Genomic DNA, 26,384 nt, shown 5'->3' with positions numbered 1-26,384 from the left:
TTAGGGTTACCAGGTATGAATCAGGTCTTTTGCAACCACTTTATTCTTGATGAGTCCGTGTTCAAGGGCAAAGTCGGCAAAGGCCTGCCATTTGACAGGATCATGGGCCAAGGTTGAGGCAAAATAGGGCCGGGTCAGTTCAAAAGCCTGGGTTTCAATCGTTTTATCTGCCTGGGGCAGGGCTGCAAGATACAGGGCAAGGGCTCGTTCCGGGTGGGCCTTGGTAAAGACCTGGGCCTTTTCAACAGCCTTGACAAATCCGTGGATTGCCGAAGATTTTTCCTTTAACGCCTTTGGACCGCAGACAAAGATCAACTCTTCATAATCCGGGATCCCGTATTTTTCCAGCTCAAAAAATCGGGCTTTATACCCGTGCTGGGCCATGCCCACGGTTTCATAGGTTTTAAAGGGACCCATGACGGCATCCACCTGGTTGGAGACCAGGGCGGGTAAAATGGTAAACCCCACATTTACCGGGGTATAGTCTTGTATCTGGTTGATGGCGGCAAAGGCTTCCAGCATGACATCCATGAGTCCGGGCACGGTATACCCGATTTTTTTGCCGGAAAGGTCGGCAGGGGTCTGGATGTTTTTGGTGTCAAGAAAGAGCAGGGTGGTCAGGGGATGGACCACCAGCGGAGCGATGGCTTTGATATCAAGGCCCTGGTCTGCGGCAATAATGGTCTGGGGCTGGTAGGAAACGGCAATGTCCATGTTGCCGGAAGCTGCGAGTTTTAATGCATCCGAGGTTTCAGACGGACTGACGATATCCACTTCAATCTGGTTGTCGGCAAAATATCCCAACTCCTGTGCCACGTAAACGGGTAAATGGTCCACATTGGGGAACCAGTCCAGCATCAGGGTGAGTTTTTCCCCTGCCCACAAGGGGGAGACGAACAAAAGAGAGCTGGCCAGAAGCACATTGAGAATAAGTACAGAGAGAATACGTTTTTTCATGGTTTTTTCCTTGAAGAAATAATTGTTGTATTAGATTGGAGCCCCTTATGGGTTCCGATTATGGTTTCCATTTTATACTCTTTTTTTCCAGGATTCCGACGATAATCCACATACCAAGCCCCATGGCCGTCAGCCAGAGAATGGCGGCAAACACCAGGTCCACCTGGAGGCGGGCATTGGACTGGATCATGAGAAACCCAAGTCCCTGCTGGGCCCCCACCCATTCTCCTATGACCGCCCCGATGGTGGCCACGGTGACCCCCACTCGGAGCCCTGCAAAAAAATGGGGCAGAGCCCAGGGCCAGTAGAGCAGGATCAATGTGTCATAGAACGAGGCCCCCATAAGCTTGAACATGACCCGAAATTCAGGGTCACAGCTTTTAAGCCCTGCCAGCAGGCTGATGGTAATGGGGAAAAAAATAATGATCCAGGCCATGAATACCTTGGAGGCAATCCCGTATCCCATCCAGATCACCAGCAACGGTGCAATGGCAAACACCGGGATGGCCTGGGAGGCCACCAGAAACGGGGCCAGTCCTTTTTCCAGGCTGGGGTTTGCAAACATGGCAATGGCAAGGGGGATGGCGGTTGCCAGGGCCAAAATTATTCCCAGGATGATTTCAGACAGGGTGGTTGCAGCATGGGGCAGGATCAAAGGGGCCTTGAGGATGGCCGTAGCAAAGATACTCGATGGGGGCGGTAAAATGAAAACCGGTATCGCAAGCAGATGGGTGGCCGCCTCCCAGCAACCCAGGATCAGGATTACCAGGGCCGGGGCAATTAAGTTAGCCAGCTTCACAGGTGGGTTCTCCCTCAAGCTGTGCCAGCATATATTCTTTTATTTTCAACAGATCGGGATCATTGAAATGCCGGGGCTTTGGCTGGTTCAGGACAAACCGCTCCTTGATGGCCATGGGCTGGGGGCTGAGCAGGTATACTTCATCGGCCAACAGCAGTGCTTCTTCAATATCATGGGTGATCATGAGGATGGTTTTGTTGAATTCGGTCTGGAGTAGCAATAACAAAGATTGCAGGCGTCGTCTGGTAATGGCGTCCAGGGCGGATAAGGGTTCGTCCAGCAGGATCAGGTCCCGGTTGAACATAAGGGTCCTGACCAGGGCGCATCGCTGGCGCATGCCCCCGGAGACCTCATGGGGATGATGGGACTCATACCCTTTTAATCCCAGGCGGATAAAAAGTTTGTTTGCCCTTGATTTCATCCTGGTCATGTCCATTTTTCCGGTTCTGGCCGGCAACAGGGCGTTGTCCATCAGGGAAAACCAGGGAAGGAGCAGGTCCTTTTGCTGCATATAGGCGGCATGGCGCCCCAGGTGGGCGAGGGCGTGACCCTTCCATGATATTTCGCCCCGATCCAGGGCCATGACCCCTGTCAGCCCGTCAAACAGGGTGCTTTTGCCACATCCGGAAGGTCCCACCAGTACCTTAAACTGCCCCGGGGAAACCGACAGATCTAAATTGGAAAAGACTGTCTGGCCGTTATAAATTTTTGTGGCGCCTGATAACTGGAGCATATCCATACAACTCTTTGTTTAAATATTTAAGGTAGAATACTGCCTTAAACTTTATTTTTAATGCCAAGCAAAATAGATGGATACAATCGGCGGATAAACCCCTCAGGAAAAAAGACAGAATGACTTTCCTTCGCCAGAATTATCTGGGGCAGGTTCCAGGGGTCGAAACGTATTATAGTCTCCTCTCAGCCGATCCTTATCGACTCCCCCAGCCGACCACTGCATTTTGCACTGGTTTCTTGGGAGAAAGTACCATGGGGGGGAAGCGCTTGTCAATCATTGCCGCCGGAATCTTTAGGGTGAATCCCCTTTATTGGATGGTAATTTCAAAGGTATTCAACAAGGTCAAGGCTTCGGGCAAAGAAAGGGTTGCCCGTCTGATATTGTTTTTGAGCGGGTCGATATTGTAGTTGATGCAATTTGTTAAATCTGCCTTGAATAGATTTGTATTGTGGAAGAGTGACCCTGAAAAATCTGCTTTGGAAAGGTTGGTTTCTGAAAGATCGGTATTAACAAAATCGCATTCAATTAACGCTGATTTGCATAGGCTGGATTTCTTCAGGCAAAGACCCGAAAAAATGCAGCCCCTTATCTTGCACTCTTCCATGGAAAAATCGATCATAGGCGTGTCACATTTTGTAAAATCGATTCCCAGAATTTTGCAGCCGTTAAACAGACCCCCTATAATCTGTGTTTTGGACATTTTAGACAAAGAAAAGTTACAATTGAAAAATGAGCAGCCTTCAAAAAGGGTTGATTCAAAATCAGTATATGAAAAATTACAGTTTCGAAATTCGCAGTCAAAAAACAGGTTGTTGGCAATCTTTTGATTTTCCAAGTTTAGATGGCCGAACAGTTCATTCTGGAATTCATTTGCGTTGTCAAATTGTTTCATGCCGTTCTTTATATTAAAAAATCATCTCCAAGTAAATCTTTTGGGAAAAGACAATTAAACATACTTCCTTTTTATTGAGTTCAGTAGGTCAGCAAATAATTCATTATTGTTTCAGATATTAAATCAAGGTCGAGCGAGCTTTACTGGCTTTATGTTGCGAGTTGCCATAATTGGCTATAATAATGGCCTTCCACGATTAAAAAAGCCCCCCAGACTTTCTCTGTGATTCCGGACGCTTTTCAAACACACTATGTAGCAGATCTGACTTTTTTAATTTAAAAATAGGAGTTTTCCCTGTCCAAAATGCTTATAATTACAACAGATATTCTTGATACTTTAAAGTATAGGTTAAGGCCATGAATTGGATAAATACCTGATAATTTTCAATGAATCAAAAATTATATACAAAATTTGGCATATGAAAGCTCAAAACCCACCCATAAAGTCTTCTGGGGTCATAGCAAGCCTTTTTTGCTGAAAGTGGGTGCTGAGCCGAACCACTTGTGGAGGCAGTAATCTACAATGTGAAAGAATTTTATTGTCAGAAAAAAAATCCCAGGCGTTACCGTCAAAAACTTTTTCCCCGTTCTGAAGACAAAGGATGCGTGTTATGTTTTCCGCAACAAAATCCATGTCATGGGTAATGATCAGAACTGTTTTTTCTTCATTTTTCAATCTTTCCAAAACTGTGATAAAAAGTTTGATTTCATGTGAATCAAATCCTGCAGTTGGCTCGTCAAAAACGATAATGGGAGTATCCATTGCTACAATAGATGCCAGAGCAACTCTTTTACGTTCACTAAACCCTAAATCATGTGGATTCATTTTTTGGAAGGGCAATAAATCAAAATTTGATAGAGCCTTATTTACTAACTGGTCTATTTTTTTTTCAGGGTATCCTAAATTTTTGGGACCGAATGCAACCTCATCCCTGACAACGCGCCTGCAAATTTGATCATCCGGATTTTGAAACAATAAAGCTACTCTTTTCGCCAATTGGGAGACGCTTTGAGTTGATGAATCAATCCCTTGTATCCATGCTTTACCTGTGGACGGAATCAGCAGGCCGTTAAGGTGCTTGGCAAGAGTACTTTTACCTGAACCATTGTGCCCGACTAAAGCAACACGCTCTCCGGCAGTCAAATTGAGATATATTTTTTTTAACGCGGTTATATTTTCTGAATATTTAAATGTCAGGTTATCAGCACGAACTTGAAAGCCTTTTTTGTTCATTTGGTCACTATCCCTTCGACAGTGGCGGAAAAAGATGCGGATAACGGTTTCCCATCTGACCAAAGAGCCTTTTTTCTGGCTAAAATAGCCACCTGTGTATACCGTGTCCATTCCAGATTGATCTTTTTTAAAACTGATGAGGTTAAGATATCTTGAGGAATCCCGTCCAAAACCACCTTTCCGTTCTCGAGAGCGATTACCCGATCTGCATATTCTGCTATGAATTCCAGTCTTTGCTCTGCAATGACGATGGTTACACCTTGTTTGTTGAGTTTGCGCAAGAGTTTAAACACCTCTTTTGTCCCCATTGGATCAAGGAAGGTAGTGGGTTCATCCAGCACCAAAATGGATGGTTCCAAGGCGATAGCGGCTGCTAAAATCAATCGCTGCTGTTGCCCCCCGGACAGTTGGTAAGGGGATCGTTCTGCCAGGTCTTCTAACCCTGTCATCAGCAAAACCCATTTAACTCGCTCTATGATTTTATCCCTTTTCATTCCTTGATTTTCAAGCCCAAACGCCACTTCCTCAAATACGGTATAATGGAAACCGGATAATTGATTTCTGGGTATCTGCATGACCATTCCAACATCCCGGGCGATATCACTTACACCCATGGTGGAGATATCAGTTCCCTCAACCCTGATAATGCCTTGTATCCGGCCATGATACAAATGGGGGATGATACCGGATATTGCACAGCAAAGGGTTGACTTACCTGAATTATTTGCACCGATGATCGCAGTAAATTCCCCTTTTGGAATTTTAAGTGAGATATCTTTCAGCGAAGCATTGTCTGTGCCAGGATAATGATAGGTAAGTTTTTCGATCTTGATTCCGGTCATCATCACCCCACAACACTATAGCCGATAATACAGATTGTAAGGGCCAGCATCAATCGTCTCACACGTTTTTGCAGGATTGAATCAAAGACTGTCCTGACAAAGGTCTTCGGGCAAGCCGAATTAAATCCACGCAATTCAAGGGCAACCGACCGCTGTTCTATTTCGATGAGAGATCCAAGAACCAGGGGGATAAGCAGTGGAAACAATCCGTAAAACCGTTTGAGAAGATTTCCTTGTGTATCAAGTCCCCTTGATCGCTGGGCTGACTGAATGGTCACAATCCGTTCACGCATGGCCGGAAGTAAAAGCAGCGGGCTGCCGATAAGATAAGCGAGAGTCGGTGATCCGGCAGTCTGAGATATGGTGCTGATAAGATCTGCCGGGTGGGTTGTGAACACAAAAAGCAGCGAAGCAATCAATAAAATCAATAGTTGCAAAAGTGTATTAAATGCGAACAGCAATCCTTCCTGGTAGACATTGAACCATTGGAGGCTGATCAGTACCGTATGGTTCTCTGGATAAAGAATCCCGTGAATCGGTACCATGAAAAGTATCAGCGGCAGCATGGTTTTCCAGATAAGTTTCCAGGAAGATTTAAAAATGCCGGCGGTAATTAAAAATCCCAGGTTGATCAGAAGCAAAACAATATCAGTCAGCCATTTCCCGGGCAGTAAATAAACAGATACGCCAATGAAAAGGATATAGCATAGCTTATTAAACGGATGAATCCGGTGAAGCCATGAATCTTTTTCAATAAACAATGTGGGGTAGGATGTGCGGGTTTGCATATTTAAAGATCTGCTCCATTCCTTGCCATGGTTATATCAATAAGGTCGGATCGGAGCAGATTTTTCAATTGTGAAATTCCATTAATTCTTAAGCGTAACAGCATTGACGCGGGGCAATCGGCCAGCAGTCCTTTCCGGCAAGGCTTTGATAATTCCCCAGGACAATACAGCCGTCACAACCTTATCGATAAGATTGGATGTAAAAACACTGATAACCACAGACCCAAAAAGGCCTTTACCAAGGGCAAGCATATAGGATGTTATAAAATCAGCGCCCGAACCTGTAATTCCGCCGAACAGGTACAATTTGATTGGCACTGCAACAACAGCATTGAAAAAAGTGATAATCACACCACTGATGATTGCCAGCCACCAGGTTCTGAAAAGTCCGTATTTAGCGCACAAACCGGCTGCTATGCCTATGGCCATGGCTACGGGTGAAAAAGCCGCAGCTACAGGCGAGGAGATCATTCCCCAGATTAAATTGGTCAGCAATCCTGTCAGACCTCCTGCCCAGGGGCCGGCCATGATACCAACGAGAACAGTGCCTATAGAATCCAGAAAAATCGGAAGTTTAAGCATGGATACCAATTGACCGGCTGCAATATTTATAACAATGGCAACAGCCATGAGGACCATGACGGTGGTGGTAAAATCTTTTTTAATTTTTTCAGAAAAACTCATTATTATTTTCCTTTTCCTTCTTCTATTTTGAATAAACGATTTTAAGTTCAGGATATCCGGTCTGTGGATCAAACTTTCTCAAAAAGCTGTAATCAGGTATGATACCAATGACAACCTCAGCAGTTGTATATATGATACAGCCATCCATCAGGTGGGCTCCAAAAGTTGTGCCCCTTTTGTCTGCAATGGCTATATGGCAGTGAGAGCCATCTTTTGACAATATGCCTGTAAGCGAAACGATTTCGAAATGTCCTTTCAGCTCTTCAGGATTTTCCTGGTTGGCAAAACGCAGCATTGCCCGTGTTAAACTACCAACGCAGGTTAATATACATGCCGCTTTGATGCTCTGATTTTCTATAAGCCGATCAATTTCTTTTTTAAGATCCTGACCGGGATGCAACCGAACAACAATCTGATCCAATTTTTTATCCTTTGTTTTTAAAAATTGTATAAATGAGCTATCAATATGAGGAACCCATACCCATGTCAAAGTGATTATATGGATGGGTAATCCGTATCAGAATTGATATTTTCAATACTTAACGTCTTCCAGCGAATCATGTGTTTGGGAAAAGGAACCAGTGATTCGATCAAAGATAGAATTTATGACCTGACAAGGTGTTGAATAATGGTATCATGATTGACGAGTAAAATTTCGAGATTAAAAATCTGATTTTGCGGGTTAATTTTCAATCTGGTTGGTATGAAAATTTACATAATTGGACAATAATCATTCCCGGTAGAAAAAAGTAACAGGAGAACTTATTGCCATGATAAGGTTTCCGCGTAAGAATCAAAGCATAACTTGCATCCGTTAAAATTGTTCAAAGGTTTAACAATTCAAATTGTATCTATAAAAATTCCAAATTAGGTTGACAAGCGTCCTGGTCCATACTAGATTCTTGTCCATGACAATCCAGAATTTACATCATATCATGAATCCTGTGTCCATTGCCGTGGTCGGTGCCAGCGAAAAAAAAGGAAGTGTCGGGGCCTGTATCATGGACAACCTTGTATCCGGTGGGTTTAAGGGGGAACTTTTCCCGGTGAATCCAAAATACAGCCGGGTATCGGGCTTTGATGCCGTTGCCCGGGTGGAAGACCTTGAGGCCCCTGTGGATATGGCCGTGATTGCTGTTCCCATGCAAGATGTCCCCGGGGTTGTGGCTGAGTGCGGTCAAAAAAAAATGCAAGGGTGTGTGGTGATCTCTGCCGGCCCTGTAAGACCGGGAGATCCTGAAAATAAAATCTGGTCCTCCATACGACAGGTTGCACGGGATACGGGCATCAGAATTATCGGGCCGGATTCCGTGGGCATTATCAATACCCGGGCAGGTTTGAATGCAAGCTTCATGCACACCCTTCCCCTGCCCGGAAAAGTTGCATTTTTATCCCAGAGCGGGGCGGTTTCTACTGCGGTTTTGGACCTTGCCCTCCGGGAGAAGGTGGGCTTTAGTCATTTTGTTAATCTCGGGTCCGGGCTGGATGTGGATTTTGCAGATATGATCGATTATCTGGGGTCTTTAAGCGAGGTGGAGTCCATTGTCATGTATGTGGAATCCCTGACCAATGCCCGTAAATTTATGAGTGCTGCCCGGGCCGTTTCCAGGGTGAAACCCATTATCGTATTGAAGTCCAGCCGGGCAGGGGTTGGATTTGATCCCTGTGAAGATGAAGTCTATGATGCCATGTTCCAGCGGGCGGGGATTTTAAGGGTTCATGGCTTTGACGCCCTGTTTGATTGTGCCGAATTCCTGGCCAAGCAGAAACGCCCTCGGGGGGGGAGATTGGCAATTGTATCCAATGCCGGCGGGATAGGAATGATGGCCCTTGATTCCCTGGCCGGGAGTGGTATCAAACCGGCGGATTTAACCCCTTCCACCATTCATGCCCTGGATGGCCTGCTCGAGGATCGATGGCGGCGGACCAACCCCATCGAAGTATTACAGGAAACCTCTCCTGAAAAATATATTGAGGTGGTTAAAATCTGTATTAAGGCCGATGAAATAGACGGGCTGTTACTCCTGAGTTCTCCCGTGGGCACCTATGATTCCACAGCCCTTGCAAGCCCCCTGGTAAAATTGTTGAAAACCACTCCTTTTCCTGTATTTACGGCATGGATGGGGGGGGTGAATTCTGACAGATCCCGGGCGATTTTTAATCGGGAGGGGATTATTACCTATGAAACCCCGGAACGGGCTGTCCAGGCCTTTTTAAATCTCTACCAATATGGCCGCAATATTCAGATGCTCCAGGAGATTCCCGACAGGACCGATAAACGGCTGGATATCGACAGGTCAGCGGCCGCAGGGGCTGTCAAACGAGGGTTGGCTTCCCACCCCCCTTCTGATACCTGGCTTGCCGGAAAATTGTTGGCAGCCTATGGAATCGTGGTGGCACCGGACAAGGGATTTGCACGTCCTGATTATGAACTTCAGATTTCCATGGTGAACCATCCGCTTTTTGGCCCGGTGCTTCAATTTGGGATGGGGGGGGCTTTGAGTGAGGTGGTCCGGGATACGGCCATGGCCCTGCCGCCGCTGAACCGGATTCTGGCAGGAAGGGTCATGGAAGCCACAAGAATTTCAAGGGTTTTTGACGGGTATAAACAGATCTCCCCTGTGGACATTGCCCTGCTGGAAGAGATGCTGATCCGGATTAGCCGAATGGTTTCGGATTTTCCCGAGATCAAGAGCCTTACGGTCAATCCCATCCAGGTCAAAGAAGGTCGGGTGGTGGTGGCAAATGCCAGGGCTAAGGTGGAAAAAACATTGGTTCAAGCGGCCGGTCATTTGATCATCAGCCCCTATCCCTGGTGGCAGGAATCAGAGTTTGTCACCCGGGACAAAGAGAAAATTTTCATGCGACCGGTTCGCCCTGGTGATGCCGAGCAGATAATCGGTCTTTTTTCAGACCTGTCTCCTGAAACTGTTTATCTGCGGTTTTTTTCCCCCATCAAGCGCATCTCCAAGACCCTTCTCATTCGCCTGACCCAGATTGATTATGACCGGGAAATTGCCTTGATGGCCCTGGCGGGAAAAGGCGAACAAAAAAAGATAGTGGGGGTGGCCCGGATTATTTTCCACCCTGCCGGGGAACGAGGGGAATTTGCCCTGGTCCTGGCCGATGATTGGCAGGGCAAGGGGATTGGCAGGGTGTTGTTGAAGCGGGCCCTGGTGAGTGCTCAAAAATATGGGCTTAAACATATCTACGGTCCGGTCATTTCCAGCAACACAGCCATGCTGGCCCTGGGACAAAAGCTGGGTTTCGCTGTTAAACGGGACCCCGAATCCTCCGAATACAAACTGGAAATAAACCTTAAAGATCTGGATCAGGCAGGTAGATAAATCAATGAGAATCATACACACCAAAATAGATTTAATTTGCCTTGTTTGATTATGTTTTATATCCTATGAAAATTGTTGAAGAGAATTGGAAGGTTGTCTTCAGGCTTTTGAGCGTTTGGGAGTGAAACCAGGTTTGGAATAAACAGATGAGGTCGGTTATATGGGAATCCATCCATGATGCGGCTTAAAAGGGGGCTTGTTCCGCTCTTTTGCTTGACCGTTGCCGTCGCCCTGTTGTTTGGAAGAGGGTTTATCCCCTATGGGAGGGGCTTGCCTGCTTTTTCTGCCATGAAAAAACCTGCCGAGGGGGAGATGATTACCCTCCATTATCACGAGAGACCTCCCTATTATATGACGGGTCCTCTGGGGGTTTATGGGATTTGTGTTGATCCGGTTAAACTGGCATTTAGCCGGGCGAAAATCCCTTTCCGATGGGAAAAAACGCCGGCAAAGCGCCAGCTTGATATTGTAAAGAGCAACCAATCAAAAGATTGCCTCATTGGCTGGTTTAAAAATCCGGAACGGGAAAAATTTGCCAAGTACAGCCATTTTATTTACCAGGACAAACCCACCATTGCCTTGGCCCGGGCGGACAATGATAAGATCATTTCCAATGGACCCCTGGACAGGACCCTTTTAAATTCGGACCTGGTATTATTAAGAAAGAATGGTTACTCCTACGGTCCGTTCATCGATACAAAGATTACCCTGACCCCCCGGCAGGAAATGACAAATGCGGAAAATATTGGGATGCTCAAGATGATTCATTCCAAGGGAGCGGATTATTTCTTTATTTCAGAGGAAGAAGCCACTGCGCTGATCACCACCTCCGGGCTTTTGGAGACAGACTTCAAATTTATAAGATTTACCGATATCCCAAAGGGCAACAAACGGTATCTTCTTTTCAGTAAACAAGTGGCGGATGAAGTGATTGGAAAAATTAATTTTGCTTTAAAGCAATTGGCCACGACGACTCCTGGGTCTACGGAAAACTATGAATAAAAGTTTGAAGTATCAGAAAATTACATCCATCACAGCCGTCCTGTTTTTGGCCCTGTTTTGTGTGTTTGTGATTTTTTATGAACAATATACCCGCAAAAAAGCCCGGTTTCAAATTCAAAAACATGGGCAGATCATCTCAGACGCCCTTTGGAATTCCAATCCCCAGGGGGCATCAGAGTATCTGTCCCTTGCCTGCAAATCTCAAAGCTATCGACAGATAATTGTCACAGATACCCGGGGAACCGTATTTCAAAGTGCAATGGGGGATGCCTTGGATTGGTGGGCGCATATCCTTAAATCCCTTCATCTTATCCACGATGTGGGCCTGATCTCAGCGGTAACCCATGATGGGAAACCCATCGGTTTTATCGAGGCGATTTGGGAATGCGATACCATATATTTAGAGGGATTTGTCCTGCTTGCCCTGGTGATGACATATGTGATTTTTCTGCTGACCCTTCGCCTGTTGTTGGCCAAAAAAGTACTTGAGGACAGGGTTTTGGCGCGAACCAGCGAACTGTCCACCTTGAATGCCTCACTTCAACTTGAAGCTGAAGAACATCTCCGGGCAAGGCAGGCCCTGTTTAAAAGTGAAGAGCGGTATCGGTTGATCGCTGAAAATGTTGCAGATGTGATATGGGTTTTTGATATGGACTTTGTGTTTACCTATGTCAGTCCTTCGGTTTATCAACAACGGGGGTATACGGTTGAGGAGATGATGGCAAAATCTTTGGAGGAACTGATATCCCCTGGTGGGCTCGAAACACTAATGACGCTTTATGGTGAAAAATTAAGGCTTATCCAGGCGGGTGATCCAGATGGATGGGAGCCTGTTATGGTCGAGATAGAACAATATTGTAAAGACGGCAGTGTCGTCTGGACCAGCAACAATGCCAGAATGCTCAAAGGGCCAAACAATCAGCCCGAAGGGATTCTTGGGGTTACCCGCGACATTACGCGGCAAAAACGTGCAGAAAAAGAAAAATTAAAAGCGCAACGACATGCGGGCGAGCAGGAAAAACAGGCCCTGGTCGGTCAGATTGCCGGGAAGATGGCCCATGATTTTAATAATATTTTAGGGGTTATCATGGGAAATACCGAACTTTCGCTTTTAGACTGCAAGGATGGGGATATAAAAGAGACCCTTGAGTTGATATATGGACAAACCCTGCGGGGTAAAAATTTAACCAAAAATCTGGTTGCCTTTGCCAAGGACCAGGAACCCAAACAGGACTTTTTCAGTCTTGCAGAGAAAATTGATCTGGTGCTGTCTCTTTTGAAAAAGGATCTGGAAGGAATTGAACAGGTAAAGGAAGATGCTCCCGACATGCCTGATTTGTTGGCGGACCCCGGGATGATCGAACATGCACTGGTAAACTTTATCCAAAATTCAATCCATGCCTTGGGAATGGCGAAACATCCAAGAATCATTATCAGAACCTATTGTTCTGATGGAAATATTTGCTTTGAAATTGAGGATAACGGGTGTGGAATTCCCAAAGAACATTTGGACAATATCTATGAACCGGCGTTTACCTTGAAGGGAAGTCAGGATGTGACGGGGTCCTATAAACCCCATATCAAGGGAACCGGCTATGGAATGGCCAATATAAAAAAATATGTCGAACAGCACAAGGGGCGGATTATCGTTGACTCAAAATTTGGATCGGGTGCAAAATTTATCATCCGCCTGCCTGTCATTGAGAAAGAATTAACCCGGGAAGAGAAGATTGAAATTCTCAAATCAAAACCCCAGGTTGAAAAACAGATTCTCCATGTAGAGGATGAACGGGCAATATCAGATGTCCATTACAGAGTGTTGACCCAGGCGCCTTGCAACCATAAAGTTGACAGGGCTTATAACGGGCAGGAGGCCATGGCGTTGTTTGACAAGAATGAATATGATTTTGTGAGCCTGGATTATATCCTTCCCGGAGAGTTTAACGGGATGGATGTATATCATCATATCCGGAAAACAAACACAAGTGTTCCCATCTTGTTTGTCTCGGGCAATATAGAATTTTTAGAGTCAATAAAAGAGCTGAAACAAAAAGATCCCCTTATCGATCATTTGTCCAAGCCTTGTCAGAATAAAGAATATGTGAATCGCATCAACGGGTTATTGGGGAAGGGACGGTCGGGACACTAGGTTGTGAGCTATTGTTGGTTTGAATCTGGAATAAATTGGAGCGGGTATGAGATTATTAAAAATTTTAGGGGTTGCCGTGGTGGTCTTGGGGGTGTCGGCATTTGCCGGGTATAATGACCAATAAACCACTGCGAATCATACACACCTCGGACTGGCATTTGGGCCAGCATTTCATGGGAAAAAGCCGGGAAGAGGAGCACAGGGCGTTTCTGGACTGGTTGCGGTCCTATATTATCCAATCCAAGGCCGACGTTCTGGTGGTGGCCGGGGATATTTTTGATACCGGCACCCCGCCCAGCTATGCAAGAACCCTGTACAATGATTTTATTGTGTCCCTCCAAAACACCGGGTGCGCCATGACCGTTATCCTGGGGGGCAACCATGATTCCGCCGCCACCCTGAACGAGGCCCGGGAGCTTCTGGCCTGCCTCAATACCCGGGTAATCGGAAGTATTACCCCTGTTTTTAAAGACCATGTTCTGGTGTTAAAGGATGCGGATGGCCATGCTGGGGCCATTTTGTGTGCGATTCCCTTTATCCGGCCCAGGGATCTTGTCATGAGCCTTGCCGGTCAATCCGGCCAGGACAAAAAACAGGTTCTGGTTGAAGGGATTGCAGCATTTTACAAGGGGGTTTTCGAGGCTGCCTGTGATGTGCGGGATGAATTGGGCTGTGACATCCCTTTGCCCATCATTGCCACCGGCCATTTAACCATTGTGGGGGGTAAATCTTCAGAATCGGTGAGAGAGATTTATATCGGGTCTCTGGATGCATTTCCCGCCACTAAATTTCCCTTGGCCGATTATATTGCCCTGGGCCATCTTCATAAAGGCCAGACCCTTAAAGGGGCCGACCATATAAGGTATTCAGGCTCCCCCATTCCCCTGAGCTTTGACGAGGGGAAGCATGCCAAACAGATACTCCAGGTGGATTTTGATGAGGGTGAACTAAAGAAAATTGAGGCGGTGCCAATTCCCTGTTTCAGAACCCTTGCCTGCCTGGAGGGAAATCTGGAACAGATCGAAACGGGCATAAAAGAGCTGCCCCAGCCTGCCTGTGGGAGATCTCTCTGGCTTGAGGTGGCGGTGGTAACCGATGATTATCTGACAGACCTTGGGACTCGGATTCAGGCCATGATTGATGCTCGGGAGGAGAAAAACCCCATTGAACTGCTGCGCATCCGCAGGTGCCGGAAAACAGGTGATTCGGATCTGGCAACGGCAGCAAAGGAAAAACTCGAGGAGCTCAAACCCATTGATGTCTTTTTGCGGCGCCTGGGGCAAGAGGAGATGAATGATCCGGAAAAGGATGAATTAGCGGCCCTGTTTAAGGAAATCTTGGGTCAGGTGGAACAGGGGGAACCATGAAGATTTTAAGCCTTCGGTTCAAGAATATCAATTCCCTGAAAGGGGAATGGAAAATTGATTTTACCTCTCCGGAATTTGCGGACCAGGGTCTTTTTGCCATTACAGGCCCCACCGGTGCCGGCAAAACCTCCATTTTGGATGCCATCTGCCTGGCCCTCTACCACCGGACGCCACGGTTGGCTGTTTCTTCGGGGAGCAATGAACTCATGACCCGGCACACCGGGGACTGCCTGGCAGAGGTGGAATTTTCCGTGCAGGGAAAAAGTTACCGGGCCTTTTGGGCCCAGCGCCGGGCCTATAATCGACCGGACGGGAAACTGGGCAATCCCCAGGTCGAGCTGGCCCATGGATCCGGTGTCATTATTTCAAGTCAGAGCAAGGACAAACTCAAGCAGATCAAAGAGATTACCGGCCTTGATTTTGGCCGGTTTACCAAGTCTATTCTCCTGGCCCAGGGGGGATTTGCCGCCTTTTTAAATGCCACTGCCAATGACAGGGCAGAGCTTTTGGAAGAGCTGACTGAGACGAAAATTTACGGGGAGATTTCCCGGCAGGTTTATTTGCGCATGACCGAGGAGAAAAATCCCCTGGAAATTCTTTGTGCCAAGGCCGATGGGGTGGAATTGCTGGATACCAAAACCAAGGAAACCCTATCCTGTGAACTTGCAGCCCTTGAAGTCCGGGAACGAGAGGTTTTAGAGCAGGGCCAGGCCCTAAGGGAGAAACAGCAGTGGCTGACCCAGACGGCTGCCCTGGAACGAGAATCCATTGAAGCGGCAAAGGGGGTGGAAACGGCCCTGGCACAGATAGAAAAGCACCGGGAAAAACTGGACCGGCTGGCCGCTTCCCTGCCGGCCCTGGAGATCAAGCCGAAATTTGATGCCATTGAACAGGCCGCCAAGGATCACCGGGCCAGAATCCTTGACCTTGAGGGGTTGAAAGCAGATCTGAATGCCCGGGAAGTGCTGCTGGTAAAGGTTGAAGCAGCGCAAAAAAGTTGCCAGAAAAAAGCAGATGACCTGAAAGAAGAACAAAAAAAGAGTGAAACCCTGATCACAGACAGGGTGCTGCCCCTGGACAACCAGATTGTCGGGCATAAAGAACAGATAGCTCCCCTGGAAACACAGCAAAAGGGAATTATCCTCGGTCTGGAAAAAATTTTGCAGCAAGCCCGTGCCGGGGCAGCCCGGCAAAAACAGACCCAGATACTTCTGGAAACCGCCACTGCCTATATTGCCCGGCACAGCTCCCATGAAACTCTGGGGGAAAGGTTGCCGGTTCTTGGGGCCTTGTTTGACCAGCGCGCTGGTTTGGTAGGCAAATCAGCTGCAACCGGTATAAAATCCCGGGCGAACAGAGACCAGACCCTTGCCCTGGAAAAGCAGCTTGATACGCTTTCCAAAACAGGGGCAGACCAGCAAGATGGGGTAGGGCAGATGGAAGATCGCCTTGCCCTGTTTACTCTTTCACAACTTGATATCCTGGGGCCGGAAACCCAAGTGGCCTGGCAGGGGCGCCTTGAACGAATGCTGGCGGCCATTCCCCTGCGCTCGGATCTTCGGGGGATCTCCCAACAATTTGAAACAGCAAAGGGGAGCCGATCTGAGCTTGAAGATCAGTTCAAGCAGTTTTCAATCACCCTGGAACGAGAAAAAAAACAGGTGGATGAACTGACCTTGTCAGTGACCTTGGCCAGGGAGCAGGTGTCGGACATCGAAATTATTCTGGCCCAGGAAGAGCGAATCGTCAGCCTCGCCCGGCACAGGGACCGGCTGGTAAGAGGAGAGGCCTGTCCCTTGTGCGGGTCCGAGGAGCACCCGGCCATTGAGACCTACAAGGGCCTGGACGTTTCTGAAACCCGCTCTCGGAAATTAAAAAAAGAAAAAGAGACGGCAGGATTAACACTATTGCTGCAAAGGGCCGGCCAGGATATGGCCCGCACAGAAGCCCGGCTGACCTCTTGTGACCTTCAGCGGCAGGCATTTGAAAAGAGGATTGAAGCCTTTCAGGATGCCTGGAAAAAGGTCTGTGGTCAATTGAACATTGCCATGGAGCTGGACCATGTGGAAGAGATCAAAACCTGGCTCAATGGTGAAGAACGCCGTACCCTGGAGATCAAGGAGGTCCTTGCCCGTTTGGAAAAAAATCGCGGCCAAATTCAAATTTTGGAGACAAAATTGCAGCAGGCCCGGGAAAAGGAAAAAGAGACCCGCCATTTGATGGAGATGGGAAAAAAGCAACAAGAGCGTCTGGGTCAAACAGCCGGGGAGATCCAGGCGGCAAAAAGGGAGACAGACCAGGAGATCCAGACTTTGGAAGCAAGGTTAAAAAAAGTAGTGGACCCCCTGGGCAGCCCTCTGCCGGATCCGGACCAACAGATTCCCTGGCTTGACCGGCACAGGGCTCTCTGGGAGGCATGGAAAACAGCCCGTACCCAAAGGGAAGCGGCTGAAAAAGAAGAGGGACTCATCCGGGGGGAACTCTCGCTTCTTGAAAAGGAAAAGAGCCTGGTTCTGGTTCAGCAGTCAGAACTTGCCGATAAGATCCTGGGTCTGCAAACACGGGTGTCAGACCTTTTAACCCAGCGCAAACAGGTGTTTGGGGAAAAATCGGTTAAAAAAGAACGGGAGCGTCTTGCCCGGGATCTGGGCCTGGCTGAAGTTTCCCTGGCCAGGGCACAAAAAGAAAAAATGCAGGTCCAAAATGGGGTGAACCAGGTCCGTGGGGGGATTGAAGAACTGGAAAAAACAATCTTGAACCTGATCCTGGCAGAAGAAGGCGCAAAAAAAGCCTGGGCTGCCTGCCTGGGGGAAAGCGATTTTAAAGACCAGGAAGGGTTTGAGGCTGCCCTGATAACCCCCCTGGAACGAAAAGAACTTGAATCTCTGAAAGAGGCTATTTCCAAGGGCGAAACCCGTGCCCGTGCCCTGGCAGAAAAAATTACAAAAGAGCTGGCCCTGCTTCATGCATCTGCCTTGACACAAGAACCCATGGAGACACTCCTTAAGTCCCTCGGAAAAAATCAGGAAGAACTTAAGTCCATTGGCAAGCACCAGGGTGAGATTTCCCAGCGGATCCAGGATGACCGGGAAAAACGGGCGAGCCATGCTGCTTTGTGTGATGCGATTGATCAGCAAAGGGCGATTTATGACCGCTGGGTCCGCTTGTCCAGCCTGATCGGGTCAAGGGATGGGGATAAGTTCCGGCGGTTTGCCCAGGGCTTGACCCTGGATCATTTGCTTTTTCTTGCCAACAAGCGGCTGCACCATCTCCATGGCCGGTACCTGCTCCAGCGAAAAATGAATGAAGACCTGAGCCTTGAGGTGGTGGACACCTGGCAGGCCGATATCGTCCGGGATACCAAAACCCTGTCCGGCGGGGAAAGTTTTCTGGTGAGCCTGGCCCTGGCCCTGGCATTGTCAGACCTGGTCTCCAACCAGACCAGCATTGACTCCCTGTTTTTGGACGAAGGATTTGGCACCCTGGATAATGAGACACTTGAAACGGCTCTGGACGCCTTGGACAGCCTTAATTCCGCCGGGAAAATGATCGGGGTAATTTCCCACGTGGAGACATTTAAAGAACGGATTGCCACCCAGATCGCCGTGGAAAAAAAGAGCGGGCTGGGGATCAGCCAGCTGGATTCACGATTTCGCCTCTGAGAATCTGGATAAAAAATAAGCTTAAAAAAAGGATGACATCCGGGCTCTGGTGGTGGTATTACATATTTGAGTATTTTGAATAAATTCAATGTTTAAATGCTGTTGATCCAAACGAAATTAGCGATATTCCAAAACGTTTTCCCCAAATTTAAGGGAGTGCAGATGAATATTTTTACCCTGTTTACGCCGATAACCTATTGGGCCCTGATCGCCATGTGGTCTTTTATCCTGATCTTTTACCTGAAAAAACTCAGGTCGCCCCTGGTGAAAGATCGGCTGCTGTTTCTCCTGTTGATTATTTTAGCCATTGATGCCTTTCGGACCTTGTTTGAAAGTTTTTATTTCGGGGCTTGGTACACCGCTGTGGCCGGTTTTTTACCAGAAGGGGTTTATACATTTTTGGTTCGCCCGGAAATGGTGTTTATCCCTAAAATTTTAAATGTGGGTGCCGCTGTTCTAATCATCGTGCTCCTGCTGTTCCGGTGGCTGCCCAGGGAAGCAGCGGAAAAAGAGCACCTGGCAAGATTAATCGACCAGCAAACCCGGGACGTGAGGCAACAAAATGAGATGCTTGAAAAAGAAATACAGGAAAGAAAACTGTCGGAAACGGAATTGAAAAAAAGCGAACGCTGTCATCGGATTATCTTTGAAAATTCTCCCCTGGGGATGATTTTCTTTGATGCCCAGGGGACCATGGTCAATTTTAATGATCAGTTCGTCAACCTGATGGGATCCACCCGGGAAAAATTAATGGACTTTAATACGGCCCAACAGAGCACCCCGAAAATGCAGGCGACCATCAAGCAGGCTCTGGCCGGGAATGTCGCGGTGTTCGAAGATAAATATGAGTCTGTCACAGGCCAAAAGGAACGGTATATCCGTGTTGTTTTCAATCCGGTCAACCCGGGGCAATCTCCCACCGAAGTAATTGCCACCCTGGAAGATATCACCCAGCGAAAATTGATTGAAAAGCGGCTGCGGCATGCCCAGAAAATAGAAGCCATCGGGACGCTTTCCGGTGGGATTGCCCATGATTTTAACAATATTCTTTCCCCTTTGCTGGGATTTGCTGAATTGATGAAGGCGGATCTGCCGGCGGACAGCCCCTTGATGGAGAATGTTGATGAGATCCTTAGGGCTGCCATGCGGGCAAAGGAGTTGGTCAAGCAAATTTTAATTTTCAGCCGCCAGGACGACCAGAATAAAACGCCGATCTTGCTTCAGCCTGTCCTGGAAGACGCCTTAAAATTGCTCCGCGCCACCATTCCCACCACCATTGATATTCACCAGGAGATCTCTGTGGAGGGGATCACGGTATTTGCAGATCCCACTCAAATTCATCAGATTGTCGTGAATCTTGTCACCAACGCCTTTCATGCCATGGAAGATGCAGGCGGTGAGCTAAAACTTATGCTCGACACGGTCCATCTGGGGCCGGATATTATCGACTTTCAGGAATTACCCGCAGGTGAATATGCCCGGCTGATTGTTTCGGATACCGGCATCGGAATTCCTCTCCCCAATCTGGACAAGATATTTGATCCCTATTTTACGACAAAACAGGTGGGAAAGGGCACAGGACTCGGGCTGTCCGTGGTCCAGGGAATTGTGAAAAGCAATCAGGGGGCCATCAGGGTGTATAGTGAGCCCGGGCAGGGGACAATGGTCCATGTCTATATTCCCCTCGTTGAACAGCATCTCATGACACAAAACATCACAGAGCGGGGCCCCATTGCAGGGGGAAAGGAACATATCTTGCTGGTGGATGATGAAACAGCCATTGTCCGCATGGAAAAAAAGGTGCTTGAACGATTGGGGTATCATGTCACCGCACGGTCAGACAGTGTTGAAGCTTTTGAGCTGTTTAAAACCTCACCCCACTCCTTTGATCTTGTGATCAGTGACATGACCATGCCCGGCATGAACGGTATCCAGCTGGTCCGGGCGCTAAAGGAGATCAGGCCAGATGTTCCTGTGGTGATCTGCTCCGGATTCAGTGAACAGATTGATGAAGAAAAAAGTCGGGAACTGGGAATCCAGAGCTATATCATGAAACCCTTTGTCCATCGGGAGATGGCAGCAGCCATCCGTAGCGCTATTGACAAAACCTGATTTAATCTCATCATTGGTATTTAATTTGCCAGTATAGGGGAGATGGGATCAGAATGAATTTAACTGACCAGAAGGACAAAAAGGACACCAGCAGATCCTGGATCATTGGTGCTGCCCTTTTGGCATTGTTTCTGGGGGCCCTGGATGCCCTGGTCATGTCTGCTGCCATGCCCACCATCATCACAGAACTTGGCGGGCTTCACCTCTATGCCTGGGTGTATTCGGCCTATTTTCTCGCCCGGGCAGTCTCGTTGCCGGTATTTGGAAAGCTCTCGGATCTTTATCCCACCAAACGCTTGTTTTTGATCTCAATCGGCCTTTTTGTCGTCGCCTCGGTGGCTGCAGGGGCATCGCCTTCCATGGGATTTCTGGTGGTTGCACGGGTTTTCCAGGGAATCGGTGCCGGGGGAATTTTTGCCCTGGTCTATGTGGTATTGTCCGATGTTTCCCCTCTTGGCAAGCGGGCAAAGACCCTCTCCCTTGCAAGTTCTGTCTGGGGAATCTCAAGCCTCATCGGTCCTACCCTTGGGGGGTTTATTGTTACTTTTTTTTCCTGGCGCTGGATTTTTTTAATGAACCTGCCCCTGGGAATTTTTTCCCTTCTGGGCATCTTTTATTTTTTCAAGGAGTTTCGGGAAAAACCCGGCCAGGTCCACCTGGACTGGGCCGGGGTCTTTTGTCTGACCGGCTTTATCCTGGGACTTTTGATCCTGGTGATGGTGGGGGGGCGCGAGTTGCCCTGGGATTCGTTTCGGCTGATCCTTCTTGCTTTTTGTACCCTCCTTTTGGGGGTCGGGTTCTATCTGGCGGAAAAAAGTGCAAAGGATCCTATCTTAAATTTTAAATTTTTTAAAATTCCCGGGTTTGCCCTTGGCAACATCATTGGTTTTTGTGCCAGTTTTTCGACTTTTTCCCTGTTCGCCTATGCGCCTTTGTTTCTCCAGGGCGCCCTTGGCGCTACCCCCCTCCAGGTGGGATATGCCATGCTGTCCTTGAGTCTTGGCTGGTCCCTGGGGTCCCTTCTTATCGGCCGGGTTATGCATCTGGTGGGCCAGAAGCGGGCCACCCTGGCCGGGGTATTGCTCATGGTGCTGGGTACCGGCCTGACCCTTGGGTTTTCCCGGGAAACCTCCATGACCCAGTGTTTTCTGGTCTTCCAGGTGGTGGGATTCGGCATGGGGTTCATCATCCTTTCCACTCTGCTCATTGTCCAGGACAGCCTGAAACCGGAAAATTTGGGGGTTGCCACCTCCTTTCATCAATTTTCAAGAACCCTGGGGGGAACTATCGGGGTGGGTCTTTGCGGGGGAATGGTCACCTCCCGGTTAATGGATGGCCTTGAAGCCGCCGGCAGCCAATTGCCCCAAGCCATTGTGTATAGGTTAAACCAGAGCATGGAAAATCTGTTCCAGGCCGATTTCCAGGCCCTGATCCCCCAAGGGGCTGCCAAAATCCTCCAGGAAGCCGTTGCAAACGGGGTTTATTCAGCCTTTGCCATTGTTTTTACCGTTTCCCTGGTCAGTCTGTGCCTTGTGGCTTTTTTGCCCGGCAAATCCGCCTAATCCATATTCAGCATTTTTTTGCCCATGGCCAGACGTTCCGGGGTTTTGTCGTCTTCCAGGTCCTGGACCGCCATCTCCAGGAAATCGGGAATTGCAATTCCCTGGGGGCACTTGTCCAGGCACTCCCCGCATTGGACGCACTGGGAGGCATATCCGGTTTCTCCCCGGTTGAAAATTCCGCCGCAGCGGATGGCGTACATGAATTTGGCTTCGGCTTCATTTTTGAACAAATGGAGCTTGTTCAACACTTCAAAGACCGCTGATATATTGACGCCGGACGGACAGGGCTTGCAATATTCACATCCGGTGCAGTTGACCTTCATCAATCGTTTGTAGGTATCTGCGGCTCGTTTGATCAGGCCATGTTCCTGGGGGGTCAGGGAATTGGCCGGGGCAGCAGCTGCAATCTTCAGGTTTTCTTCAATGTGGGCCTCTTCATTCATGCCGGACAATACCACCGTGACCTGTGGGTGGTCCCAGACCCAGCGCAATGCCCACTCAACCGGTGTTCGGGTGACCGGGGCCTCCTGCCAGATCGCCTTCACCTCCGGAGGGGGCTCAGGCGCGCCCAGGTTTCCGCCCCGAAGCGGTTCCATGATGATGATGCCCAGGTTTTTTTGGGCGGCATACTCAAGTCCCTGGGTTCCGGCCTGGTGAAATTCATCCAGGTAGTTGTACTGGATCTGGCAAAATTCCCAAGGATAGTCATCCACAATGGTTTGAAAATCATCCACCCGGCCATGGAAGGAAAATCCGGCATATTTGATTTTGCCGCTTTGTTTGGCCCGGTCGAGAAATTCCAGGACCTGTATTTGTTTTAACCTGTCCCACATGGGGCCGGCCAGGTTGTGAATCAAATAATAGTCAATTTGATCTGTTTGCAGCAGTTTGAGCTGGGCATCGAGAAACTTGTCCATGTGGGCCCGATCTCGGACCATCCAGGATGGCAATTTGGTGGCAATATAGGCCTTGTCCCGGTATCCATCGCAAAGGGCTTTCCCTACAAGGGGTTCGCTCTGCCCGCCATGGTAGGGCCAGGCCGTATCAATATAATTAACCCCCTGGTCGATGGCGTGGCGAATCTGGGCAATGGCTCTTTTTTCATCTATCTTACCGTCGGTGAGCACGGGCAGGCGCATGCACCCAAATCCAAGGGCAGACAGTCGTTCATTTGTCTTTGGCATTTTTCTATAAAGCATGGAATTTCTCCGTCATATGATTTTGTAAGGTTTACAGGCAAGGATAAAAAAAGTTTGCTCCCAAGTCAATGCAGTATATATGACGCGGTACCCTCGATGGCATTATTTATGCATTTATTAATTTTGAAGGATGACAAGAATATTTGTAAAAATTTAACCTTTAAAAGGAGATTTTTCATGGAAAAAAGTGTTTACAAAATAATTGAAGTCGTAGGGTTTTCTGAAACTTCCTGGGAAGATGCTGCTAAGGTTGCTATTGCAACAGTTGACAAAACTGTTCATGATATTCGTGTGGCTGAGGTTGTCATGATGGATATGCGCCTGGAGGCTAACCGAATTATTGGTTACCGTACCAAATTAAAAGTCTCATTTAAACTTGAATAATGAATAAATCAGGTATTGCTTTTGGCAGTAGCACCTTTTATTTATCATCTTGTAAAAAAAGCTGTCACTTCTTGTAATCAAATAGTGATTGATCCGTCTTTGAAAAAAGCATCAACCCAAAACTTTTTGAATGCTTTTTTCAAGGCGGCTGTAAAAAATTTCAGCCTGGTCTTTATCCCGGGAGATAAAGGGCATCAATGCAGAGGGTGACATGGCCGGAAAAATTAATTGTGGAATGGGACAGACGCCGACAATCATGGAAAAAGCCACCCGCTCCTCCCATGTACTGAAAGACTGCTTTGTGTTCTGGGGAATAATTTGTGGCAGTGCACCGCCAAAACGCTGATAGGTATCAATGGATATGCCAGGGGGCAATGGTTCGTTTGCCTGTTTGATCCTTGTCCGTTCGTCCATCTTCTCTGCCAAAGCCAATGGATCCACCCCCATGGCCAAGGCTTTTTTCATCAGGATATGGGCATCTTTTGGATGGTTTTGAGCCAGAGTTGAAAAGCCCTGATGATCAAGGATAAAAACGCCCCGGGAATCAACCTGTTCAGTGCCAATTTTCGTGTCAGGCGTTTTTAAAAAATTAATACACCCCACAGGGCAATGAAAACAGGCATGGGAATGAAGGAAATATTTTTTTACCAATTTTCTGGCAGAATCACTGCCCATGATTTTTCCCAATACCGCCAAAGACCTTCTTCTGGGCAATTGGTTGTGAACCTGACCGGTTAAAACCAGATCCGTCTCAAGATCCTTGTCAGCAAAAGAAATCTCGCCCCCGCCGTTGATAACAATGGCTCGAATGTTTTTGGATGCCATATAACCGGCCAGGCCGCACCGGTCAAAGCCACCAAACACAGAAGTAAAAGCAGAATGATGCCTGCTGGAAGAATGGGCATCCGGCCCGGTCACCAGGACAATTTCTTTCATACCCCTGGCTTTTAATCGTTTCACCGTTGCGGGAATGCTCATTCCTGCAAGGTCATATGCTGTTTCAACCTGGATATTTCCCTTTGAAATGACCACCACACAGGGCCGGGGAGCCTTGCCTGTAAATACGACAAAATCTAGCCCGGAAAGCTTGAGCATCGGCCCGGATTTAATGACCACCGGAACATGGCAAATCCCCTTGTCCTTTGAAGGAAAAGATGCAGCCATCAGGCAGGATGCCGGTGCAAACCCGCCGGTAAGGGGACCGGTTCCCAGAACCAGGGGCATCTGCTTGCTGTATTTTTCCAGCAAAAGGGTATTCACCGCAGCCCCGCCTATGAAATCGGTCATTTCTGCTGTTAGTGTTGTCTGTAGGATGGATGTTTTTTCAAGATCCACAGTCGCAATACGTCTGTTCATAAGCCCGCCCGAAAGATTCATATTTTTCCTCCTGTGGGAGCACTCTTTTGCCACCTGAACCTGATCTTGGCACCCCCGTAGCTGCAGGCATCGATGCAGCGCATGCACATGATGCATTCGGACATGGGGATTATGGGTGAAATTCCCTGTCGCAAAGCCTCTTTGTCGATAATTCCCATGGGGCAGACATCCGCACATTTCATGCAGGAAAATTTTTTGCACTGCTGGGCTCCAATCACAATTTTGATAAACCCAATCTTTGCTGCAAAGGCCAGGACAGCCCCCACCGGACAAAAATATCGGCACCAGGACCTTTTTTCTCCTATTTCAAGAGCGGCAACAACCGGAATTATTCCCATCTGAAATCCTTTGAGCATGCCGTTGGGGCCATAGGACCGGCAAAGGCTTCCAATGGGACAGACCGTACAGAACGACTGGCCACCCAGACCCGCGCTGGTAGCTACTGCCCCGGCCAGAATACCGTATTTGATCAGCCGTCCCTTTAAAAATCGGGGCAGGCCCAACTTTGGTGTTATCTTTCCCACAAGATCCAGAACAAAACCGAAAGGGCAGATAAAGCCGCAGAAAATTCGCCCGAAAAAAAGGGTCAGCAAAATGAGCACCGATGCAGAAGCAAGGTTTGTCAGTATCAGCATCTTTGTTGAGGCAAGATTTTGTAAAAAGCCAGCAGGACATGCCAGAGACACATATCCGGCTTTAAAATAGCAAAAGGTGCCGGCCAGAACCATCACCAGCATAAAAAATGCCAGGGTCTGAACCGGCCATCGGATCCATCGAATCCAGCCCAGCCGTTTGCCCCGGGTAAAGGTAAGGGCACCTTCCGGGCAGTGTTTTACGCAAGCTGGATCACCGTCACACAGGTCACATTTTCTGACGGTTCCGTCAGGGGAGATCATGGGGGCAGCCTCCGGGCAAACCAGGGCACAGATACCGCATCCCGTGCACAGATCAGGGTTAATCCGGACAATCCCGTCTTCTCCCTTTTCAATGGCACGGACCGGACAGGCCGGAATACACAGGGGGTCCTTACAATGGAGGCACAGCAGGGTAAAATTATTGCCCCGCTCTTCAGAGCGAAGGTTTTTAACGGCTGCCGATGACGGCGCAATGGCATGAACCTGTCGTGCTGAACAGACCATTTCACAGGTCCCGCATCCGGTGCATAGAGAAGGGTTAAAAACAATTGTTGGCGGATGTTTTATGGATTTTACCTTGCCAGGCAAAGGCCGTATGTCATCGATACTCAACTGAATAGATTCCGGCATTTTAAATTCCAACTCACATTATGGTAA

The 26,384-nt window shown here is 48.2% G+C and carries 20 protein-coding genes and 1 riboswitch; of the genes, 8 read left to right on the top strand and 12 right to left on the bottom strand.

Features of this window, described 5'->3' with window-relative positions:
• Positions 1-6 precede the first annotated feature (6 nt).
• The 9 genes from ACZ45G_RS26885 to ACZ45G_RS26845 all read right to left on the bottom strand — a co-directional run bounded on the left by ACZ45G_RS26885 (position 7) and on the right by ACZ45G_RS26845 (position 7,352).
• The gene (locus tag ACZ45G_RS26885; RefSeq protein ID WP_464173659.1) at positions 7-957 is read right to left on the bottom strand and encodes an ABC transporter substrate-binding protein; all 951 of its coding nucleotides are present in this window, start codon (positions 955-957) and stop codon (positions 7-9) included.
• Between the two features lie 58 nt (positions 958-1,015).
• Positions 1,016-1,756, bottom strand: coding sequence for an ABC transporter permease (locus ACZ45G_RS26880; protein WP_464173658.1), 741 nt, complete (start codon positions 1,754-1,756; stop codon positions 1,016-1,018).
• Positions 1,743-2,489 carry an ABC transporter ATP-binding protein gene (locus ACZ45G_RS26875; RefSeq protein WP_464173657.1) on the bottom strand — a complete coding sequence of 249 codons (747 nt, stop codon included), beginning with the start codon at positions 2,487-2,489 and terminating at the stop codon, positions 1,743-1,745. The genes ACZ45G_RS26880 and ACZ45G_RS26875 overlap by 14 nt, the downstream gene beginning before the upstream one ends.
• 108 nt (positions 2,490-2,597) lie before the next feature.
• Positions 2,598-2,709, bottom strand: a riboswitch (TPP riboswitch).
• Between the two features lie 90 nt (positions 2,710-2,799).
• The gene (locus ACZ45G_RS26870) at positions 2,800-3,384 is read right to left on the bottom strand and encodes a pentapeptide repeat-containing protein (RefSeq protein ID WP_464173656.1); all 585 of its coding nucleotides are present in this window, start codon (positions 3,382-3,384) and stop codon (positions 2,800-2,802) included.
• Between the two features lie 426 nt (positions 3,385-3,810).
• Complete coding sequence (locus tag ACZ45G_RS26865) at positions 3,811-4,617, bottom strand: energy-coupling factor ABC transporter ATP-binding protein (protein WP_464173655.1); 807 nt, start codon at positions 4,615-4,617, stop codon at positions 3,811-3,813.
• Entirely contained in the window at positions 4,614-5,462 is an 849-nt protein-coding gene (locus ACZ45G_RS26860) for an energy-coupling factor ABC transporter ATP-binding protein (RefSeq protein ID WP_464173654.1), read from the bottom strand. The genes ACZ45G_RS26865 and ACZ45G_RS26860 overlap by 4 nt, the downstream gene beginning before the upstream one ends.
• The gene (locus tag ACZ45G_RS26855; RefSeq protein ID WP_464173653.1) at positions 5,462-6,247 is read right to left on the bottom strand and encodes an energy-coupling factor transporter transmembrane component T family protein; all 786 of its coding nucleotides are present in this window, start codon (positions 6,245-6,247) and stop codon (positions 5,462-5,464) included. The genes ACZ45G_RS26860 and ACZ45G_RS26855 overlap by 1 nt, the downstream gene beginning before the upstream one ends.
• 81 nt (positions 6,248-6,328) lie before the next feature.
• A complete protein-coding gene (locus ACZ45G_RS26850) occupies positions 6,329-6,931 on the bottom strand; it encodes an ECF transporter S component (RefSeq protein ID WP_464173652.1) in 603 nt (200 codons plus the stop codon).
• Positions 6,932-6,953: 22 nt separating this feature from the next.
• On the bottom strand, positions 6,954-7,352 hold the full coding sequence (locus tag ACZ45G_RS26845; protein ID WP_464173651.1) for a PPC domain-containing DNA-binding protein: 399 nt from the start codon (positions 7,350-7,352) through the stop codon (positions 6,954-6,956).
• A 487-nt stretch (positions 7,353-7,839) separates the two neighbouring features.
• Here ACZ45G_RS26845 and ACZ45G_RS26840 point away from each other — a divergent pair, with 487 nt between their 5' ends.
• The 7 genes from ACZ45G_RS26840 to ACZ45G_RS26810 all read left to right on the top strand — a co-directional run bounded on the left by ACZ45G_RS26840 (position 7,840) and on the right by ACZ45G_RS26810 (position 22,132).
• On the top strand, positions 7,840-10,278 hold the full coding sequence (locus tag ACZ45G_RS26840) for a bifunctional acetate--CoA ligase family protein/GNAT family N-acetyltransferase (protein ID WP_464173650.1): 2,439 nt from the start codon (positions 7,840-7,842) through the stop codon (positions 10,276-10,278).
• Positions 10,279-10,452: 174 nt separating this feature from the next.
• Entirely contained in the window at positions 10,453-11,280 is an 828-nt protein-coding gene (locus ACZ45G_RS26835) for a hypothetical protein (RefSeq protein WP_464173649.1), read from the top strand.
• Positions 11,273-13,429, top strand: a complete 2,157-nt coding sequence (locus ACZ45G_RS26830) for an ATP-binding response regulator (RefSeq protein WP_464173648.1) — start codon at positions 11,273-11,275, stop codon at positions 13,427-13,429. The genes ACZ45G_RS26835 and ACZ45G_RS26830 overlap by 8 nt, the downstream gene beginning before the upstream one ends.
• A gap of 113 nt (positions 13,430-13,542) precedes the next feature.
• The gene (gene sbcD / locus ACZ45G_RS26825) at positions 13,543-14,796 is read left to right on the top strand and encodes an exonuclease subunit SbcD (RefSeq protein WP_464173647.1); all 1,254 of its coding nucleotides are present in this window, start codon (positions 13,543-13,545) and stop codon (positions 14,794-14,796) included.
• Positions 14,793-18,458 (top strand): AAA family ATPase, encoded by a 3,666-nt coding sequence (locus ACZ45G_RS26820; protein ID WP_464173646.1) that lies wholly within the window; start codon positions 14,793-14,795, stop codon positions 18,456-18,458. The genes sbcD and ACZ45G_RS26820 overlap by 4 nt, the downstream gene beginning before the upstream one ends.
• Positions 18,459-18,620: 162 nt before the next feature.
• Positions 18,621-20,570: a hybrid sensor histidine kinase/response regulator gene (locus tag ACZ45G_RS26815; RefSeq protein ID WP_464173645.1), complete on the top strand. Its 1,950-nt coding sequence runs from the start codon at positions 18,621-18,623 to the stop codon at positions 20,568-20,570.
• Positions 20,571-20,623: 53 nt separating this feature from the next.
• The gene (locus tag ACZ45G_RS26810; RefSeq protein WP_464173644.1) at positions 20,624-22,132 is read left to right on the top strand and encodes a DHA2 family efflux MFS transporter permease subunit; all 1,509 of its coding nucleotides are present in this window, start codon (positions 20,624-20,626) and stop codon (positions 22,130-22,132) included.
• Here the strand turns inward: ACZ45G_RS26810 and ACZ45G_RS26805 are convergent.
• A complete protein-coding gene (locus ACZ45G_RS26805; RefSeq protein WP_464173643.1) occupies positions 22,129-23,331 on the bottom strand; it encodes an aldo/keto reductase in 1,203 nt (400 codons plus the stop codon). The genes ACZ45G_RS26810 and ACZ45G_RS26805 overlap by 4 nt on opposite strands.
• 177 nt (positions 23,332-23,508) lie before the next feature.
• On the opposite strand from ACZ45G_RS26805, the gene ACZ45G_RS26800 reads away from it, so the two are divergent.
• Positions 23,509-23,715: a dodecin family protein gene (locus ACZ45G_RS26800; RefSeq protein WP_464173642.1), complete on the top strand. Its 207-nt coding sequence runs from the start codon at positions 23,509-23,511 to the stop codon at positions 23,713-23,715.
• 111 nt (positions 23,716-23,826) lie between these two features.
• Here the strand turns inward: ACZ45G_RS26800 and ACZ45G_RS26795 are convergent, their stop codons facing one another.
• Both ACZ45G_RS26795 and ACZ45G_RS26790 read right to left on the bottom strand, forming a co-directional pair.
• Complete coding sequence (locus tag ACZ45G_RS26795) at positions 23,827-25,092, bottom strand: aldehyde ferredoxin oxidoreductase N-terminal domain-containing protein (protein ID WP_464173641.1); 1,266 nt, start codon at positions 25,090-25,092, stop codon at positions 23,827-23,829.
• Positions 25,089-26,357 (bottom strand): 4Fe-4S binding protein, encoded by a 1,269-nt coding sequence (locus tag ACZ45G_RS26790; protein WP_464173640.1) that lies wholly within the window; start codon positions 26,355-26,357, stop codon positions 25,089-25,091. Before ACZ45G_RS26790 ends, ACZ45G_RS26795 begins: the two co-directional genes overlap by 4 nt.
• Positions 26,358-26,384: the final 27 nt, after the last annotated feature.

The sequence above is a fragment of the Desulfoconvexum algidum genome, from assembly GCF_055382125.1.
The sequence above is the reverse complement of the archived record's forward strand: the minus strand, read 5'-3'. Positions and strand labels throughout refer to the sequence as shown.

Excerpts from the sequence above, each read along its gene's own strand:
- ACZ45G_RS26875 (WP_464173657.1), bottom strand. The coding sequence starts at position 2,489 with ATGCTCCAGTTATCAGGCGCCACAAAAATTTATAACGGCCAGACAGTC.
- ACZ45G_RS26850 (WP_464173652.1), bottom strand. The coding sequence starts at position 6,931 with ATGAGTTTTTCTGAAAAAATTAAAAAAGATTTTACCACCACCGTCATG.
- ACZ45G_RS26830 (WP_464173648.1), top strand. The coding sequence starts at position 11,273 with ATGAATAAAAGTTTGAAGTATCAGAAAATTACATCCATCACAGCCGTC.
- ACZ45G_RS26835 (WP_464173649.1), top strand. The coding sequence starts at position 10,453 with ATGATGCGGCTTAAAAGGGGGCTTGTTCCGCTCTTTTGCTTGACCGTT.
- ACZ45G_RS26820 (WP_464173646.1), top strand. The coding sequence starts at position 14,793 with ATGAAGATTTTAAGCCTTCGGTTCAAGAATATCAATTCCCTGAAAGGG.
- ACZ45G_RS26840 (WP_464173650.1), top strand. The coding sequence starts at position 7,840 with ATGACAATCCAGAATTTACATCATATCATGAATCCTGTGTCCATTGCC.
- sbcD (WP_464173647.1), top strand. The coding sequence starts at position 13,543 with ATGACCAATAAACCACTGCGAATCATACACACCTCGGACTGGCATTTG.
- ACZ45G_RS26805 (WP_464173643.1), bottom strand. The coding sequence starts at position 23,331 with ATGCTTTATAGAAAAATGCCAAAGACAAATGAACGACTGTCTGCCCTT.
- ACZ45G_RS26800 (WP_464173642.1), top strand. The coding sequence starts at position 23,509 with ATGGAAAAAAGTGTTTACAAAATAATTGAAGTCGTAGGGTTTTCTGAA.
- ACZ45G_RS26860 (WP_464173654.1), bottom strand. The coding sequence starts at position 5,462 with ATGATGACCGGAATCAAGATCGAAAAACTTACCTATCATTATCCTGGC.
- ACZ45G_RS26865 (WP_464173655.1), bottom strand. The coding sequence starts at position 4,617 with ATGAACAAAAAAGGCTTTCAAGTTCGTGCTGATAACCTGACATTTAAA.
- ACZ45G_RS26885 (WP_464173659.1), bottom strand. The coding sequence starts at position 957 with ATGAAAAAACGTATTCTCTCTGTACTTATTCTCAATGTGCTTCTGGCC.
- ACZ45G_RS26815 (WP_464173645.1), top strand. The coding sequence starts at position 18,621 with ATGAATATTTTTACCCTGTTTACGCCGATAACCTATTGGGCCCTGATC.
- ACZ45G_RS26810 (WP_464173644.1), top strand. The coding sequence starts at position 20,624 with ATGAATTTAACTGACCAGAAGGACAAAAAGGACACCAGCAGATCCTGG.
- ACZ45G_RS26790 (WP_464173640.1), bottom strand. The coding sequence starts at position 26,357 with ATGCCGGAATCTATTCAGTTGAGTATCGATGACATACGGCCTTTGCCT.
- ACZ45G_RS26870 (WP_464173656.1), bottom strand. The coding sequence starts at position 3,384 with ATGAAACAATTTGACAACGCAAATGAATTCCAGAATGAACTGTTCGGC.
- ACZ45G_RS26795 (WP_464173641.1), bottom strand. The coding sequence starts at position 25,092 with ATGAATCTTTCGGGCGGGCTTATGAACAGACGTATTGCGACTGTGGAT.
- ACZ45G_RS26855 (WP_464173653.1), bottom strand. The coding sequence starts at position 6,247 with ATGCAAACCCGCACATCCTACCCCACATTGTTTATTGAAAAAGATTCA.